Source organism: Streptomyces sp. NPDC048516 (assembly GCF_043199875.1).
GTDB lineage: Bacteria > Actinomycetota > Actinomycetes > Streptomycetales > Streptomycetaceae > Streptomyces.
In genome coordinates, this window is sequence record NZ_JBICWS010000012.1 from 150381 (window position 1) to 164717 (window position 14337).

Below are 14337 nucleotides of genomic sequence, written 5' to 3' on the forward strand. Positions count from 1 at the left end.
GTACCTCCAGGCGTTTCAGGAGCAGCTGATACGAGGAGACGCTGCGGCCAGAGTCCACGATGTGGAGTACAGCAGCCGGTTCGAACGGTGGGACGACCTCGCGAGTGTGCGCCGCACCCCGCGGCGGGACTTCGAGCCCGGCGGACCGGACCTCTACTTTCCGCCCGAGCTCTACCCCGTGGTGCTGCACCCCATCGTCGCTGCCAGGGGAGAGGCCGTGGTCAAGGGTCTGCTCCTGCAGCGGCTCTACGACTACCTGGACTTCACGACCGAGTTGGAGAGCCTGGCAGTCATTCCTGTCGCCACGAAGATCAGCCGTGGACGCTCGGGGCTGATCCTGCCGGAGCGGATGAAGGCGGACGCCTACAAGATCGTCACCGATGAGGCGTGGCACGCCCAGCTCTCCCACGACTTCGCGCGCCAGATCGCGGCAGAGACCAACTGCCCGGGGCTGCGCCCCGAGGAGGCCGGGCCGCCGGCGTTCCTGCCGCGGCTCGACGCGCTGCGGGAGCAGCTCCCGCACGACGTCAGAGGTGTGGAGTCCCTTCTCTTCACCATCGTCAGCGAGACCCTGATATCCGGCATCCTCGCGGACATCCCACGCGACAGCAGACTGCCCCGGTCCGTGCGCGCGGTCGTCCGTGACCACGCCGAGGACGAAGGGCGTCACCACGTCTACTTCCGGTCCGTGCTCAGGCACCTGTGGCCGGCGCTGACACCGTACGAGCGACGGGCAGCCGGGCCGCTCGTTCCGGCTGCGATCCATGCCTTCCTGGAGCCGGACTACCTCCAGACCGCTCGCCACCTCAGGAGCGTCGGCCTGACGGCCGACGAGAGCGACCAGGTCATCGCGGAGTCATGGCCACCGAGTGCCATGCGGTCCGCCATCGCCCGGGCGGCGTCCCCGCTCACGCGTTACTTCACCGAGGCCGGCGCGCTCGAGGATGCCCGCACCCGGGCGTCCTTCGAAGAGGCAGGCATGCTCACCGGGACACTCCGGTTCACCGAAGTCCCCACCCCACCGAGGGAGTTCGCGACATGACCGGACAGGCACCCGTCGCCCCCAAGGACACCACCGCCTCCAGCATGTTCTGGCGGTTCTGGCTGGCCACGACCGTGAGCGAGGCCGGCTCGGCCATGACCGCGGTGGCGCTGCCTCTGGTAGCCCTCACCGTGCTGGACGCGACGGCACTTCAAGTGACTCTGCTCGCCGCGGCCGGCCAGGTGGCCTGGCTGATCCTCGGTCTGCCGGCCGGGGTCGTCGTCCAGAAGTACCCGCTTCGCGCCCTGCAGGTGACGCTGGACCTCGTACGGATGGCAGCCATGGCCTCCATACCTGTGGCCTGGTGGCTGGACCGGCTCACCTACCCGCACCTGCTGCTGGTGGCCCTGATCACCGGCTCGGCGACGGTGCTCTTCGACATCGGCAATTCGACCTTCCTGCCGGCCGTCGTCGACAAGCAGGAGCTGAGCACCCGCAACAGCCTGATCTCGGGCACGGAGGCGGTGACCCAGACCGGAGGCCCGTCCGTGAGCGGGCTGCTCGTCCACCTCACGGGCCCCGTCGGCGTTCTGGCGATCGACGCTGCCAGCTACCTGGTGTCGGCCGTGACCTTGGGGACGCTGCCCGAGCGCCGTCCCGAGGCACAGCCGTACACCAAGGCCCGGCAACTGATCCGGGAAGGCTGGAACTTCGTCATCCGGCATCCGGTGATGCGGCCCTGCATGATGTGGGCCACCGTGGTGAACTTCGTGTCCGCGGCGCTGGTCGCGCTCACCCCGCTGTACCTCGTGCGGGAAGCCGGGGCATCGGCGACCGTGGTCGGCATCGTGATCGCCATGGACGGGGTCGGCGCGCTGATCGGCTCGGCCGCCGCTACCCGGCTCGCGGCCCGGTTCGGAACGGCCCGCGCCATGATCGTGGCAGGACTCGCCGGTGGACTGCTTGCGCTGGTGATCCCGCTGACGACCGAGCTCGGGAACATCTACTTCTACGCGCTCGGCAACGTCGGCTTCGCCTTCGGCGTGGTGATCGGCAGCATCATGGCCCGGACGCACCGGCAAACGGAGGCCCCTCCGAAACTGCTGTCGCGCGTGATGGCAACGGTCCGCTTCGTCTCGTGGGGCGCGCTGCCCATGGGGGCCGCGTTCAGCGGTCTGCTCGCCTCGCTCGTGGGCCTGCACACCGCCCTGTGGCTCGTGTGCACCGGCGCCCTCATCGCACCGCTGATCCTGCTGCTGAGTCCGGTCGGCCGCCGCCGGGACCTGAGCGGACCCCAGGAGGATGGACGGCACCGTCGCACTACTATGCGGAACTTCTGACGAATGGATCACGACATGCAGAAAATGGCCATGGCCGACTGGCTGGCTCCGGTCCGCGAGCGGGGCCTCGTCCCTGACGATGCCGTGGCGGCGTTCGTCGTCGGCTCCGCCGCCCGCGGCTGGCACAACGCGCGCAGTGACTTCGACATCTACGTCGTCACCGCCGCGGAGCGGCACTCGGAGACGAGTAACTCCATGCCCGTGCCGCTGGATCCGCCCCGTGTACGGAGCGAGACCTTCTACGAACACGACAAGCGGTGGGAGGTCACCTACTGGCTGGACAGCCAGATCGACCAGATGCTCGCCAAGGTCTCCTGGGAGGTGTACGAAGCAGGCACCGTCGCCGAGGACGTGCTCTCGCGCCGTGAGGAGCTCTGGCTGGGCCGCCTGGGGAACTGCCTGCCGCTGTTCGGCGAGGAGTGGGTGGACAGGAACCGGAAGCGCCTGGTGGCATCCGCATTCCGCTCCTTCCTGGTCGTCCGCTCCCTGGGAGACGCGGACGATGCCGTCGAAGACGCCTTGGGCCAGCTGGAGTCCGGTGACCTGGAGAGCGCCACCGTCTCCGCCCGGATCGCTTTCGGGCACGCGATCGACGCCCTGCTCGAAGGCGCGGGCGAGTTCGGCAGTCACCTGCCCAAGTGGCGGCCCAACCGGTTCAAGGCAGCCGCCCCGGAGGCGCTGTCGTTCGAGGATTACTGGGCACTCGAAACGATGCGCGGCTACGACCCGGCCGACCCCCGGCCGTGGATCACGGACGTGCTCACCATCTGCCAGGACATCGCGATGCGTGTGGAGACCTCATGAGCGACACCACTCTGCGGAGCCCCGAGGACGTACCCCGCCGAGCCCTCGGAATCCGCATCCGTCTGGTCAAGGGCGACTTCATGCTCGGCGTGGAGGACGAGGCCCTGCACCTCACCGGCCCCGCCCGGCTCATCTACGCCGCACTCGACGGCCGCCGCGGCGTCGCCGACGTGGCGCGGCTGGTAGCGGATGAGTACGGCATCGACGAGCAGGAGGCGCTGGCCGATGTACGCGACTTCCTCGACGACCTGACGGACAGGGGCATCATCGAGTGGTAGCGCGACCTCGGTATCCGTGTGATGCGGTGCAGGCTTCGTGATCCGGCTCCAGGTCGACGACGAGAGCCTGAACACGGTGCGCCTGACGTTCAGTCCTCTGTGGGAGACGATCGGGAGCCTGGGCATCCTCGCCCGGTACCGGGGTGAGGCGCCCTCTCCGTACACGAGCTGGGCACGTGCGGTGCGCGCCGGGATGCCCGACGATCTCAACCGGGAGCTCGTGGAGGCGATGCGGCGGCCCGATCCGCCGGTGTTTCCCCCGGGCTTCGTACCGGTCCCGGATCCCTCGCGGAACGCGTTCGCGGCGGAACTGGGGCAGCTGCGCGGGATGAGCCCCGATACCCCCCGGGCTGACCGTCTCGTCACGCTGCTGGAGCGGTACTGGACTTGGGCCGTCGAACCCTACTGGACCTCGATCAGGTCCTCGCTGGAGGAAGAGATCCTCTTCCGCGGCCGCACCCTCGCGGTCGACGGGGCCGAGGCCATGCTGGGTGAGCTGGGCGGCCGGGTGCTGTGGTCGCGGCCCCGGCTGACCGCGCCGTACCACCGGGATCTGAGCGTGACCGTCACACGGTCGCAGCTGCTCCTCGTGCCGACGGTGTTCGCCGGCGGTCTGCGTCTGTTCCTGGAGGAACGGGGGACGGTGGCCATGTCGTACCAGGCTCGGGCGACCGGTTACTTCCACGTGCTGACCGCACGGGCGCGTGACCGGGTGGCCGAGGACCGGCTGGCGCTGCTGCTGGGCAAGGGGCGGGCGCAGATCGTACGCGCCCTGGAGTTGCCGAAGACGACCACCGCGGTGGCCGAGTCCCTGGGGCTGGCGAAGAGCACCGTCTCCCAGCATCTGGCCGTGCTGGCGGACACCAGGCTCGTGTGGAAGCAGCGGGTGGGCGGGCGGGTCTTCTACCAGCTCGATCACGGCGGTCGCGCTCTGCTGGAACAACTCGGGCTCTGAGAAGGGCCCGCCCGTCCTCCCGCTCTCCTACTCCAGGTCCCGCCAGCCCGGCAGGGCCCCGAAGTGCGCCTGACAGCGCAGGACCAGGTCCTCCCAGTCGCTCAGCACCACACCGAACGGAGCGACTGCCCGGGTGAGCCGGTCCGCGTCGAAGGACGACGAACAGATCTCGGCCACCCGGGTCAGACAGGCGATCAGCGCATCGTCCTTCGGCGCTGCGGCCCTGATCAGTCCGTGCTGGCGGTCCCACAGCGTACCGAGCGTGGCGAGAACCCCCGAAGGCTTCACGTGCCGGCCGGCCAGTGCTTCCGCCTCGGCCTGGATGTCCCGCGTCTTTGGCACCGACAGGTGGGCTGCGTCGAAGACGCGTCGGCGCAGCAGGCAGGCGACCGCCAGGGCGCTGGTCGGGCGCCCGGCACTCTGCCCGTTGGCACAGTCCCCTGGCTCCGGTGGCAACTGCCGGGGCTCGGGCTGCGTGAACTCCGTGATTCCCAGTGTGCCGATCTCCTGAGCGGCCTCCTCCGGGGAGTCGCTGGAGTGGACGCCGTTCATGAGGCCGTTCTCGGCACCGAGGACGTGCCGGAGGTGCCCCGGGTGGCAGCCCGCCGGGTCGGAGGGGCCCTTCAGCACTCTCAGCGTGTCCACCAGAGAGGGCCCCCGGAGACTGCCGGAGACCAGCCAGCAGGCAAGGCTCGGTCCGGCGCCGAAGAGCCGGTCCACGAGACGGTCCTCGGGCCGGTCCGATCGGTCGCGGCGGTTCTTGGCGTACAGGCCATCCACTTGTTCAGGCGTCATGTGCAGACGCGAGACGCCCTTGACGTGAATGCCGAGACCGGCCAGATAGTCCAGCGCGTACGCGTACCGGCCCGAGAAGAGCGCGTCGGGAGAGAACAGCAGGAAGCCGGCGTTCTGCTGCGGGACGAAAGGGCCGGCGGCGGCCTGTGGTCCGGCCGTGGCGAGGCCGACCGTATTGCCTGTATTGCCGGTATTCGCTGCCGGGTTCACCGCTGTGTTCACTGTGCCCCTCGTCCGCCCATGCGGTCCGGGTACACCGTGGTCCCCGGGCCGGGCTCTCCGGGCACTCCGGCGAACCACTTCTCGACGGTCTGGTGGTCCCGTCCGTCCAGTACGGTGCACGACATCGCATTGGCCTCCAGGAAGGGCGGAAGGCACTCATCGATGCTCGTGCGTCCCATGGCCCCCGCTTCGGCCGTGGACACCCGCTCCAGGTACCGCTCGGAGGGGTCGTCGGGGCGCCGGATGCCGGGTACGTCGGTAAGGATCGCGAACCGGCGCGCACCGAAGAAGCGTGCGAACCACGCGGCCATCGAATCCGACGTAATGACCCAGGATCTCTCGAACACGTCCAGTTCGATGATCTCGTGCATGGGAAGCATGATGGCCACCTGGCCCGCAGCCAGGACCGGCGGCAGTTCGACCGGTCGTGTGAAGACCTGGGAGTTCGGGCACAGCGCCGAGAACATGAGCCCGGTCTGGTCCTGGGCCCGTGCACAGAGCTGGTGGTGCACGTCCGGGGCGAAGTTCAGTTTGCGGTCGACCTCCTCGATGTAGTTGTCGATGGGGCCACCGCCGGGGAAGACCACCACGCGTTGGGTGCGGGCCACGCGTGACAGCGTCTCGCCCAGCAGCCGGGCACGGTCGAAGTCCGCCAGCAGGCTCCCGCCCAGCTTGACGAGGACGTCGACGCCGAAATCGCGAAATCCGAGAGGGTTGTGCATCAGGGGTTCCTTTCAGTCTCCGTGGGCGCGCAGCAGCGCTTCGAAGCGGTCGCAGATCAGATGGGCCTCTTCCACCGTGAGGATCAGCGGCGGTCTGATCTTCAGCACATTGCCGTGCCCGTACCTGGAGGTGCGGAGTACCAGGCCGAAATCCATCGCCCGTTGGGCGAGGTGGTTGGTGAGCTCGGCGCTGGGCCGGCCCTCACTGTTCACGATCTCGACGCCGATCATCAGCCCGACTCCCCGCACGTCCGCCACACAGGGCACCAAGGACCGGATGCCCGACAGCCGTTCCATGATCACCGCGCCCGTCGTCCGCACGTTGGCGAGGAACGCGGGGTCGTCGATGACCTCCAGAGTGGCGAGCGCGGCGGCCGCGGACAGCAGGTTCGCGCCGTACGTGAACGAGTGGTCGTTCGCCGGCAGACCGCTCAGCTCGTCGCTGGCCAGGATCGCGGCCACCTGGGCACCCGAGCCCCCAAGGCCCTTGCCGACGGTCATGGCGTCCGGCTCCACCCCGAAATGGTCGGCCGCGAACATCCGCCCGGTCCGCCCGATCCCGGTCTGGATCTCGTCAAGGATGAGTTTGACGTTGTATGTGTCGCACAGCTCACGAAGCCTGGTGAAGTACCCGTCCGGCGGGACGATGTTCCCGCCGTTCCCGGAGATCGGCTCGACGAGCACCGCGGCGACGCTGCCGCTGCTCGCGTACTCGAGGAAGTCGGCTATCCGGTCCACGCACATCAGCCCGCAGCTGTCGCGCTCCTGGCCGTAGAAGCACCGCAGGCAGTACGGGTCCGGGACCTGGAGCCCGCCAACCGCCGTGATGGGCAGGGACTTCTTGCGGAACGCGTTCCCGGACAGGCCGGCCATGGCCATGGTCTGGCCCACATGGCTGCGGAAGAGGGTGACGACGTCCCGGTTGCCGGTGGCCCGCTGGGCCATCTTGATGGCCCCTTCATTGGCGGTGGACCCGCCGGAGACCTTTAAATGCGCCTTGGTCAGCCGCTTCGGCGCGAGCTCGACCAGACGGGCGGACAGCTTGTTGATGACATCCGTCTGGAAGCTGGACGTCGCGTGGATCAGCTTCTCGGACTGCTCCCTGATGGCCCGGAGGACCCCGGGGTGCCCGTATCCCAGGCTGAGGTTGAACGTCGCCGACGCGCAGTCGATGTAGTCTCGTCCGTCGGAGTCCGTCACATAGATGCCGCTTCCCCTGGTTATCCGCAGGTCGGAGACCGGGTAGTACACGGCTCTGGAATCGTCGAATTGCACAGTCAACCTCGTTCATCGCATGCCGGTTGATGGACAGGCCACTGGCGCTGAGACCAGTGGGGGATCGCCTCGGTGATGCTCAGGTGGTGACGGGGTCGCCCCGGCGCGCCGGGCGCTCGGCGGTGTTGCCCCGGCCCTCCAGGCCGAGGACCAGGGGAACGGCGAGCAGGCTGCACGCGGCGAGGAACAGCCAGGGCACAGCCGGCCCCAGGGCCAGCAGTGAGGTCAGCACGGCCGGTGCGACGGTCGCACCCAGCGACCATGAGAGCTGGTATACGCCGAGGTAGCGGCCGCGGACGTGGGCGGGGGCCAGGTACACACTGAGCTCTCCCATGGGCGGGGAGCCCAGCACCTCTGCGAGGGTGTACACGACGACGGCGGCCACCAGCCCGACCGGGACAGCCCACCCGGGCACCAGGCCCAGGACGGCGAACACCCCGAATGCCGCCGCGTTGACGAGACTCGCCAGGGCGATGACCCGGGTGGGCCGGTGCCGCTCGATCCAGCGGGTGGCGATGGTCTGTGCCGCCGCCACCAGCGCGGTGTTGAGCGTGATCAGAACGCCGCCTGCCCATGCGCCCGCCTTCAGTTCCTCTGTGGCATAGACGCCGAGGAGAACGCTGAGGACCATCGAGGCCAGTACGAAGGAAAGGTTGGCGGCGACCAGCCGCATGTAGGCACCGTCGCGCAGAACCGCCGTGTACCGGGCGTCGGCGCGGCGTGGGGGCGGAAGATCCTCCGGTGCGCCTTCCGTGTCGTACGCACAGGTCGCGGTCCGGCCCGGACGCCAGCCGAGCAGCAGCCATGCCGCCACCAGATAGCTTGCCGCCTGGGCCGCCACCATCGTCCTCAGCCCCGTCGTACTGGCCGTCGCCAGGGCCAGGGACGCGATGGCGCCGCCGAATCCGATCCCCACGTTGCGCAGTGCACGGAAGAAGCCGAACCAACGTGTGCGGTCGTCGCTTCGGGCGACGAGGCCGACCAGCGCGCTGCTCGACGTCCAGTACATCGAGGAACCGACCTGGACCAGGAACTGGGTGGCGACGACCTGCCAGGCCGACTGGGCGAACAGCAGCCCCACGAAACCCAGCGCCGACACCACGTTGCCCGAGGCGACCACGGACTGCGGACCGATCCGGTCCAGGAGCCGGCCGGCCAGGGCCGGCACGGGCAGGGCGAGCGCGTTCCCGAGCGTGAGGCAGGCGCCCACCTCCGCCAGCGACAGCGAGGTGGTCCGGGTGAAGTAGACGACCAGGAACCCGATGACCAGTCCGCCGGCCAGGCTGTCGATGACGTTGGCCGCGACGAACCGGCCGGTACCGGTGAGGTCGGGCAGGCCCAGCCGCGAGCGGGAAGACGCTCCGCGGGGGGATTCACGAGGCATCGGTGGCTACGCACCACTCGTGTCGTCGGCGGTGGCTCTCGGGCCGCTTCCGCCGTCGCCCGCACGGATGTGTACGGCCTTCACGAGCCGCTGCGCGGCGGCATCCAGATCCTCACCAAGGGGGCCGTTGACGACGACCGAGACCGCCCGTCCCCCCGAGTCGCTCAACTCGTTGAGTTCCTGCCCGATTTCGCGGGTGACGATCACGGCCGACAGGCATGCCGGGTCGTCCTCGGCCACCGACTCGAAGCGGGGCCAGGCGCCGTCCGTGGTGACCCATGACACCGGTACGCCCTCGCAGCAGTCCACGCCGCGCAGCACTCCCCGGGGGTGGTCGAGGTAGACCTGACGAGCCCGGCGCCGTGGGGCGGGAAGGGACGTCCGCCGGCCGAGGGCCAGGTCGAGGAGGGCAGGTTCGAGGGGCTGCCCGGTGGCCAGATGCCACAGTTTGGTGATCGCGTCGCCCGGCGGCCTGGCAGCGATCTCCATCAGGATCACGCGTCCGCCGTCGAGCCGGAATTCCGCGTGACTGATGCCGGTGCCGAACGAAATGGCCTGCAGGAGCGCGGCGTTCGCCTCCAGCAGGAGGCTTTCGTCGGCGGGAGTCAGGCCGGCCGCGGGTGAGGTGTGACCGGTCTCCGTGAAGTAGCGGGTGCCGTTCTCGTTGGTGTTCTTTCCCGTGACGCCCGACCAGAGGATGTCGCCTTCGTGGACCAGGGTCTCCACGGAGAACTCCGGGCCGTGGACGCGCTCTTCCAACAGCAGCATCTCGTCCGGCGGATAGTGGGCGAGTTCGTCGCGCAGTTCGGCCGGGTCGTCCACCGAGCGCACTCCCGAACTCGACATCCGCCCGGCCGGCTTGAGTACCGCGGGGAACTCCTGCCACGAGGCCGCCACGGCTGCCGCCTGCCCGGCCCGCCCCAGCATGGTCCAGCGCGGCGCCAGGCCCGGGGCGGCCAGGCGCTGCAGCACCTTGTGGCGGCACACCCGCGCGGCGTGCGTGCCGGGACCGGGCAGGCCGAGGGCCTCGGCCAGGGCGCCTGCGGGCTCGACGAAGACCTCGCCGCAGTTGAGCACCGCACATATCTGATACTCGATCAGGTATGTGCGTAAGCCTGCGAGCAGGGTGTCCAGCTCGCAGTCCGGGACATGAACCACCTCTGATGCCCGCGACAGGGGATGGTGCGGGTCGCCCCGGTGCAGGGCGAGCCGATCGGCGGGGGTCTCCGGCCCGAAGACGAACAGGGGACGCAGACCACGGTTCTCGATCTCCGCGATCAGGTCGAGATGGCGGGAGAACACCACGAGATCGGTGACGACGATGACCGCGGGCGGCAGTGGAGCGTGAGGTTTCCTCAGCATGTGCGTGTTCCTCGACTAGGACGTTTCGGGACTGCGGCCGTCCGTGTACAGCTGATGCCAGCGCTCCAGCATGTACAGCGTCCACAGTGCGTAGCTGTGCTCCGGCCGGAATTCCCGGACGAAGGCGCGCAGGGCGTCGGGCCTGAAGTAGCCCCGTTCAAGAGAGGGCTCCGACAACAGCGCGGACTGGATGGTCTCTCGCAGTTCCCTGCCGAGCCAGCCCTCCAGCGGGACTGCCAGCTCCTGCTTGCGGCGGTTGAGCACCGAGTGGGGCAGCCAGCGCGCGGCGACCTGCTTGAGCAGGGCTTTCTCGTTGCCGTCGACGAGGTGCGCCGAAGCCGGAAGGCGAGTCGCGTACTCGATGACGCGGTGATCGAGAAACGGACTGCGGGGCTCGACGGAGTGAGCCATCGCCATCCGGTCGATCTTCACCAACTGGGCGTCCGGGAGCCAGAATCCGCAGTCCACCTGCATGACCCGGCTCAGCTCGGGTGTGCTCTCGCAGGTGCGCGCGAAGCGGTCGCGCAGCGGGTTGTACGGATACCGCGGGAGCTTGGCGGTGAAGGCACCGCTGTAGAGACGGTCCTTGATACCGCCTCGTACGCCGTCCACGAGCACGGCCTGGTAGCGGTCGGCGATCCCGCCGTCGCCCGCGGCGAGGGCCTCGGCGTCCACCCTTGCGGCGTGCGCCGGGGCGATGTCGGGCAGCTGCTGGAAGACCTTGTAGCGGTTGTAGCCGCAGAAGATCTCGTCGGAGCCGTCACCGGTCAGTACTACGGTGACGTGTTCGCGCGCCAAGCGGTACATGCAGTGGGCGGCGATGGCCGAGGGGAAGGCATACGGCTCCCCCATGTGTGCCAGGATCAGGTCGACGGCCTGCCGGGCGTCCCCTGCGCCGATGCGGTACGTGTGGTGGTCGGTGCCACAGTATTCGGCGACTTGGCGGGCGTACGCCGACTCGTCGAAAGCGCTGTGCTCGAAGCCCACCGAGAAGGTGTGCATACGACGGCCGAGCCGCCGCGAGGCCATGGCGACAACGAGACTCGAATCGAGCCCTCCGCTGAGCATCGCGCCCAGTGGGACCTCGGACTCCAACCGCTCGGCCACGGACTCCTGGAGCAGTTCCTCCAGGCGGTCCACGGCCTCGGCACCGGTGACATCCACCAGGTCGGCGGCGAAGTCGAACTGCCAGTAACGCCGGCTCCTTTCCGGTCGCCCGGCCCCGAAGGTGAGCACCGTGCCCGGCTCGACCCTGCGCACCTGCTGGTAGATGGTGTGCGGGGCGGGGACGACCCGGTAGCTCAAGTACTGGTCGACCGCCTCCGGGTCGACGTCTCGCGCAATGCCGGGATGCTGCATCAGGGCGGCCAGCTCGGAGGCGAAGACCACGGTGCCGTCCGGGAGGCGGCTGTGGAACAGGGGCTTCTTTCCGGCCCGGTCGGTGGCGAGCAGCAGCGTGCGGGCGCGGGTGTCGTAGACAGCGATGGCGAACATGCCGCGCAGTTCGCTCACGAAGTCCTCGCCGAGCTCGTCGTAGAGCAGCGGGAGTACGTGGGCGTCGCTGCCGCCGTGCACGTACCTACCACGGTCGGCGAGCAGCTTGCGCAGCTCCCGGTGGTTGTAGATCTCACCGTTGAGCACGCAGACCACACCGCGGTCCTCGGTGTAGACCGGCTGGGAGCCGTCGTCGAGGCCGATCACCCTCAGGCGGCACATGCCCAGGGCCGTCTGATCGTCGTGGTGGAAGCCCGCCTCGTCGGGGCCGCGGTGTGCCATGGTGGCGCAGGCGGAAGCGGGAAAGCGTTCCAGGGGCGGGGTCAGTCCGAAGGTCGCCGTACCGGCGATGCCACACATCGTCCGCTCACCGTGCCCTTGCGTGGAAACGGCGCTTGGCGTGGCCGGAGGTGAACTCGTCGGCGGCGACGGCTCGCACATCGATCTCGCCGACCATGCCGGAGGAGATCATCTGGGCAACGTCCGGTGCCGCCTCCATGAGCAGCTTGCGTACGGCGGCTTCCTGGTCCTCCACGACCTCATCAGCGACGCGTATGACCAAACCGTCGTCGTCGGCCGCCTCGAAGGCGGCGCCCGGGAAGACCTCCGCCATGGCCTGGCAGATGTCGTGAGCGCTGATGCGCTCGCCGTGCTTGAAGTCACCGCCCAGCCGCCCCTCGATGCGCTCGAAGGCGTGTACGCGGCGGCCTCGGTACTCGATGACGCGCAGGCCGCTGATCAGGTCACCCGTCGCATAGCGCAGCACCGGGAAGTAGGACCGTGTGAAGGAGGTGAGCAGCAGCGCCCCGCTGCCCGAGTCTGCCGAGGACACGCGCCGGATCTCCTCGTTTCCGGCGTCCGCGTACAACTCGTCAGGCGGCACGACCTCGGGCAGGATGTGGTCGTGGAAGTGGTAGAGGCCGGTTTCCGCGCAGAGATACGCGATGGCGCCCACCTCGATACTGCCGTAGACGTCGAGTACGTCCGCGATCCCGATGCCGAAGTGATCCGCTACGAGCCTTCTCCAGTTGGCCGGGGCGAGGTCGCCGACGACCATGATCTTGCGGGGCCTGATGCGCAGTTCGTCCGGCGACCGCATGAGCCGGTCGAGGATCATCGGCATGGTGAAGAGGATGTCGGGCTGCCAGGTGTTGAGCAGCGTCACGTGATCCGCCAGCGGCCGCTGGAACTCGATGTCGTGAGCCACGAAGCCCATGTCCTTGAAGATGCGCCGGGCGGCGGCCGCGGCGTGACCGGTTCCGAGGTCCGCGACGGCGACCGAACCCGCCGGCAGCTCACTGGCGAACTCCTCGAAGAGGGCCCTGCGCTGGGCGGCGTACGCCTCGTCGTCGGCCGGGCTGTAGAGGATGCGTTTGCGCAGCCCCCCGCTGGTACCGGAGGTCAGATAGGCGGAGGCGTCGCTGAGTTCCCCGTGCTCCGCGGTGTAGTAGTGCCGGGCCAGCAGGTCCGGGTCGATGACGGGGAGGTCGTGCAGGCGGCCGCTGCCTCGGAGGTCCCGGGCGTCGAGGAGTGCGCCGTACCAGGGGAACCGGAGGGCGAGCTCCTCGGCCAGGCGGGCGATGCGGGACGGCTCTGCGCTGCCCTGCATGGGGGCTGCGGCGGTGGATTCAGTACGCAAAGGATGTGCTCTCAGGACGGTGGAAGTGGCGGACGGAGTGGAAGCGTCGGGACGAGCGCGGCAGGTCTCGGTTCACGACCAGCGCTCGGTCTCGGCGAAGAAGCCCGGGACGCTGACGGCGAGGTTGCGTTCGACGGCCGTGCGGTAGACCTGCAGTCCGACGGCGAGATCGAGCACTCCGAGCCCGAAGGGGGAAAAGATCCGGGGCTTGGTGCGATCGACTGTGACCTCGCCGCGCATCACCTGGGCCACCGTGCCGTGAAGGAAGTCGCGGTGCCCGAACTCCTGCTCGGCCAGGTGCGGAGAGGTGTTGGCCGTCATGCAGTGGTCGACGTCGTCGAGAATGTTCTGGGCCTCGGCGATGATCCGCGGACCGATGTCACGCAGCGAGATGTTGAGGATCGTCTGCTCGGCGGTGAAGGTTCCCGCCTCGGTCACCCACGGTTCCCCGGCGGTGGTGGCGAAGACGATGACATCCGCGCCGTCGACGGCCCGTTCGAACGAGTCCTCGCGTTCCGCGCGGTAGCCCAGCCCGGCGATGTGCTGACCGAGCCGGTCGGCATACTCGGAGCTTCGGTCGTGGACCACGAACTGGTCCACCGACCACTCTTGCGCGTGGAAGAATTCGACGATGTTGCGGGCAATCACGCCGGCGCCGATCACCGCAACGCGGTGCGCGGACCGAACGCCCGTGAGTTGCTCGGCGCCCACGACGGCCGAGGCGGCGGTACGGGCCGCGCTGATCTGCGAGCCCTCCAGACATGCGAACGGGTAACCGGTCGCGTAGTCGTTGAGGAGCAGTGCGGCCGATGCGCGCGGAACATTGCGCTCGATGTTGCCCGGGAAGCTGGCTATCCACTTGATCCCGGCCGTGCCGCACTCGCCGCCCAGATAGGCGGGCAGGGCGATGATCCGGGAGTCGGGCTTCTCGGGGAACCGCAGGAAGTAGCTGTTGGGATTGACGGAGTCGCCGTCGTGGTGGGTGAGATAGGCGGCGCGGACGGTCTCGACGATCTCCGGGCGGGACTCCGTCAGGAGCGAGCGAACGGTCGAGCCGCTGATTACGTGGAAGTCAAACACTGTGG

At 68.9% G+C, this 14337-nt stretch carries 13 protein-coding genes; 5 read left to right on the forward strand and 8 right to left on the reverse strand.

Features of this window, described 5'->3' with window-relative positions; all coding sequences use genetic code 11:
* Nucleotides 1–61 precede the first annotated feature (61 nt).
* Genes ACGFR7_RS23925 through ACGFR7_RS23945 form a run of 5 tightly spaced genes read left to right on the forward strand, consistent with a single transcriptional unit; the run spans nucleotide 62 to nucleotide 4359 of the window.
* Nucleotides 62–1042: a diiron oxygenase gene (locus ACGFR7_RS23925; RefSeq protein WP_393322709.1), complete on the forward strand. Its 981-nt coding sequence runs from the start codon at nucleotides 62–64 to the stop codon at nucleotides 1040–1042.
* Nucleotides 1039–2322, forward strand: a complete 1284-nt coding sequence (locus ACGFR7_RS23930; protein ID WP_393322712.1) for an MFS transporter — start codon at nucleotides 1039–1041, stop codon at nucleotides 2320–2322. Before ACGFR7_RS23925 ends, ACGFR7_RS23930 begins: the two co-directional genes overlap by 4 nt.
* Before the next feature lie 3 nt (nucleotides 2323–2325).
* Nucleotides 2326–3126, forward strand: a complete 801-nt coding sequence (locus ACGFR7_RS23935) for a hypothetical protein (RefSeq protein ID WP_393322715.1) — start codon at nucleotides 2326–2328, stop codon at nucleotides 3124–3126.
* A complete protein-coding gene (locus ACGFR7_RS23940; protein WP_393322718.1) occupies nucleotides 3123–3404 on the forward strand; it encodes a PqqD family protein in 282 nt (93 codons plus the stop codon). The genes ACGFR7_RS23935 and ACGFR7_RS23940 overlap by 4 nt, the downstream gene beginning before the upstream one ends.
* Before the next feature lie 37 nt (nucleotides 3405–3441).
* A complete protein-coding gene (locus ACGFR7_RS23945; protein ID WP_393322721.1) occupies nucleotides 3442–4359 on the forward strand; it encodes an ArsR/SmtB family transcription factor in 918 nt (305 codons plus the stop codon).
* 27 nt (nucleotides 4360–4386) lie between these two features.
* On the opposite strand, the gene ACGFR7_RS23950 is transcribed toward ACGFR7_RS23945, so the two are convergent.
* The 8 genes from ACGFR7_RS23950 to sbnB all read right to left on the reverse strand — a co-directional run bounded on the left by ACGFR7_RS23950 (nucleotide 4387) and on the right by sbnB (nucleotide 14332).
* Complete coding sequence (locus ACGFR7_RS23950; protein ID WP_393322724.1) at nucleotides 4387–5376, reverse strand: nucleoside-diphosphate kinase; 990 nt, start codon at nucleotides 5374–5376, stop codon at nucleotides 4387–4389.
* Complete coding sequence (locus ACGFR7_RS23955) at nucleotides 5373–6098, reverse strand: hypothetical protein (RefSeq protein ID WP_393322727.1); 726 nt, start codon at nucleotides 6096–6098, stop codon at nucleotides 5373–5375. The genes ACGFR7_RS23950 and ACGFR7_RS23955 overlap by 4 nt, the downstream gene beginning before the upstream one ends.
* A 12-nt stretch (nucleotides 6099–6110) precedes the next feature.
* Nucleotides 6111–7373 carry an aspartate aminotransferase family protein gene (locus ACGFR7_RS23960; protein ID WP_393322730.1) on the reverse strand — a complete coding sequence of 421 codons (1263 nt, stop codon included), beginning with the start codon at nucleotides 7371–7373 and terminating at the stop codon, nucleotides 6111–6113.
* Between the two features lie 79 nt (nucleotides 7374–7452).
* Complete coding sequence (locus ACGFR7_RS23965; RefSeq protein ID WP_393322733.1) at nucleotides 7453–8757, reverse strand: MFS transporter; 1305 nt, start codon at nucleotides 8755–8757, stop codon at nucleotides 7453–7455.
* A 6-nt stretch (nucleotides 8758–8763) separates the two neighbouring features.
* Nucleotides 8764–10119 (reverse strand): ATP-grasp domain-containing protein, encoded by a 1356-nt coding sequence (locus ACGFR7_RS23970; RefSeq protein ID WP_393322736.1) that lies wholly within the window; start codon nucleotides 10117–10119, stop codon nucleotides 8764–8766.
* 15 nt (nucleotides 10120–10134) lie between these two features.
* Complete coding sequence (gene asnB, locus ACGFR7_RS23975; protein ID WP_393322739.1) at nucleotides 10135–11973, reverse strand: asparagine synthase (glutamine-hydrolyzing); 1839 nt, start codon at nucleotides 11971–11973, stop codon at nucleotides 10135–10137.
* 7 nt (nucleotides 11974–11980) lie between these two features.
* The gene (locus tag ACGFR7_RS23980; RefSeq protein ID WP_393322741.1) at nucleotides 11981–13222 is read right to left on the reverse strand and encodes a hypothetical protein; all 1242 of its coding nucleotides are present in this window, start codon (nucleotides 13220–13222) and stop codon (nucleotides 11981–11983) included.
* Nucleotides 13223–13324: 102 nt separating this feature from the next.
* On the reverse strand, nucleotides 13325–14332 hold the full coding sequence (gene sbnB, locus ACGFR7_RS23985; RefSeq protein ID WP_393323009.1) for a 2,3-diaminopropionate biosynthesis protein SbnB: 1008 nt from the start codon (nucleotides 14330–14332) through the stop codon (nucleotides 13325–13327).
* Between the last annotated feature and the right edge of the window lie 5 nt (nucleotides 14333–14337).

Coding starts and splice junctions, on each gene's coding strand:
- ACGFR7_RS23935 (WP_393322715.1), top strand. CDS start 2,326: ATGGATCACGACATGCAGAAAATGGCCATGGCCGACTGGCTGGCTCCG.
- asnB (WP_393322739.1), bottom strand. CDS start 11,973: ATGTGTGGCATCGCCGGTACGGCGACCTTCGGACTGACCCCGCCCCTG.
- ACGFR7_RS23930 (WP_393322712.1), top strand. CDS start 1,039: ATGACCGGACAGGCACCCGTCGCCCCCAAGGACACCACCGCCTCCAGC.
- ACGFR7_RS23955 (WP_393322727.1), bottom strand. CDS start 6,098: ATGCACAACCCTCTCGGATTTCGCGATTTCGGCGTCGACGTCCTCGTC.
- ACGFR7_RS23980 (WP_393322741.1), bottom strand. CDS start 13,222: ATGCAGGGCAGCGCAGAGCCGTCCCGCATCGCCCGCCTGGCCGAGGAG.
- ACGFR7_RS23940 (WP_393322718.1), top strand. CDS start 3,123: ATGAGCGACACCACTCTGCGGAGCCCCGAGGACGTACCCCGCCGAGCC.
- ACGFR7_RS23965 (WP_393322733.1), bottom strand. CDS start 8,757: ATGCCTCGTGAATCCCCCCGCGGAGCGTCTTCCCGCTCGCGGCTGGGC.
- ACGFR7_RS23970 (WP_393322736.1), bottom strand. CDS start 10,119: ATGCTGAGGAAACCTCACGCTCCACTGCCGCCCGCGGTCATCGTCGTC.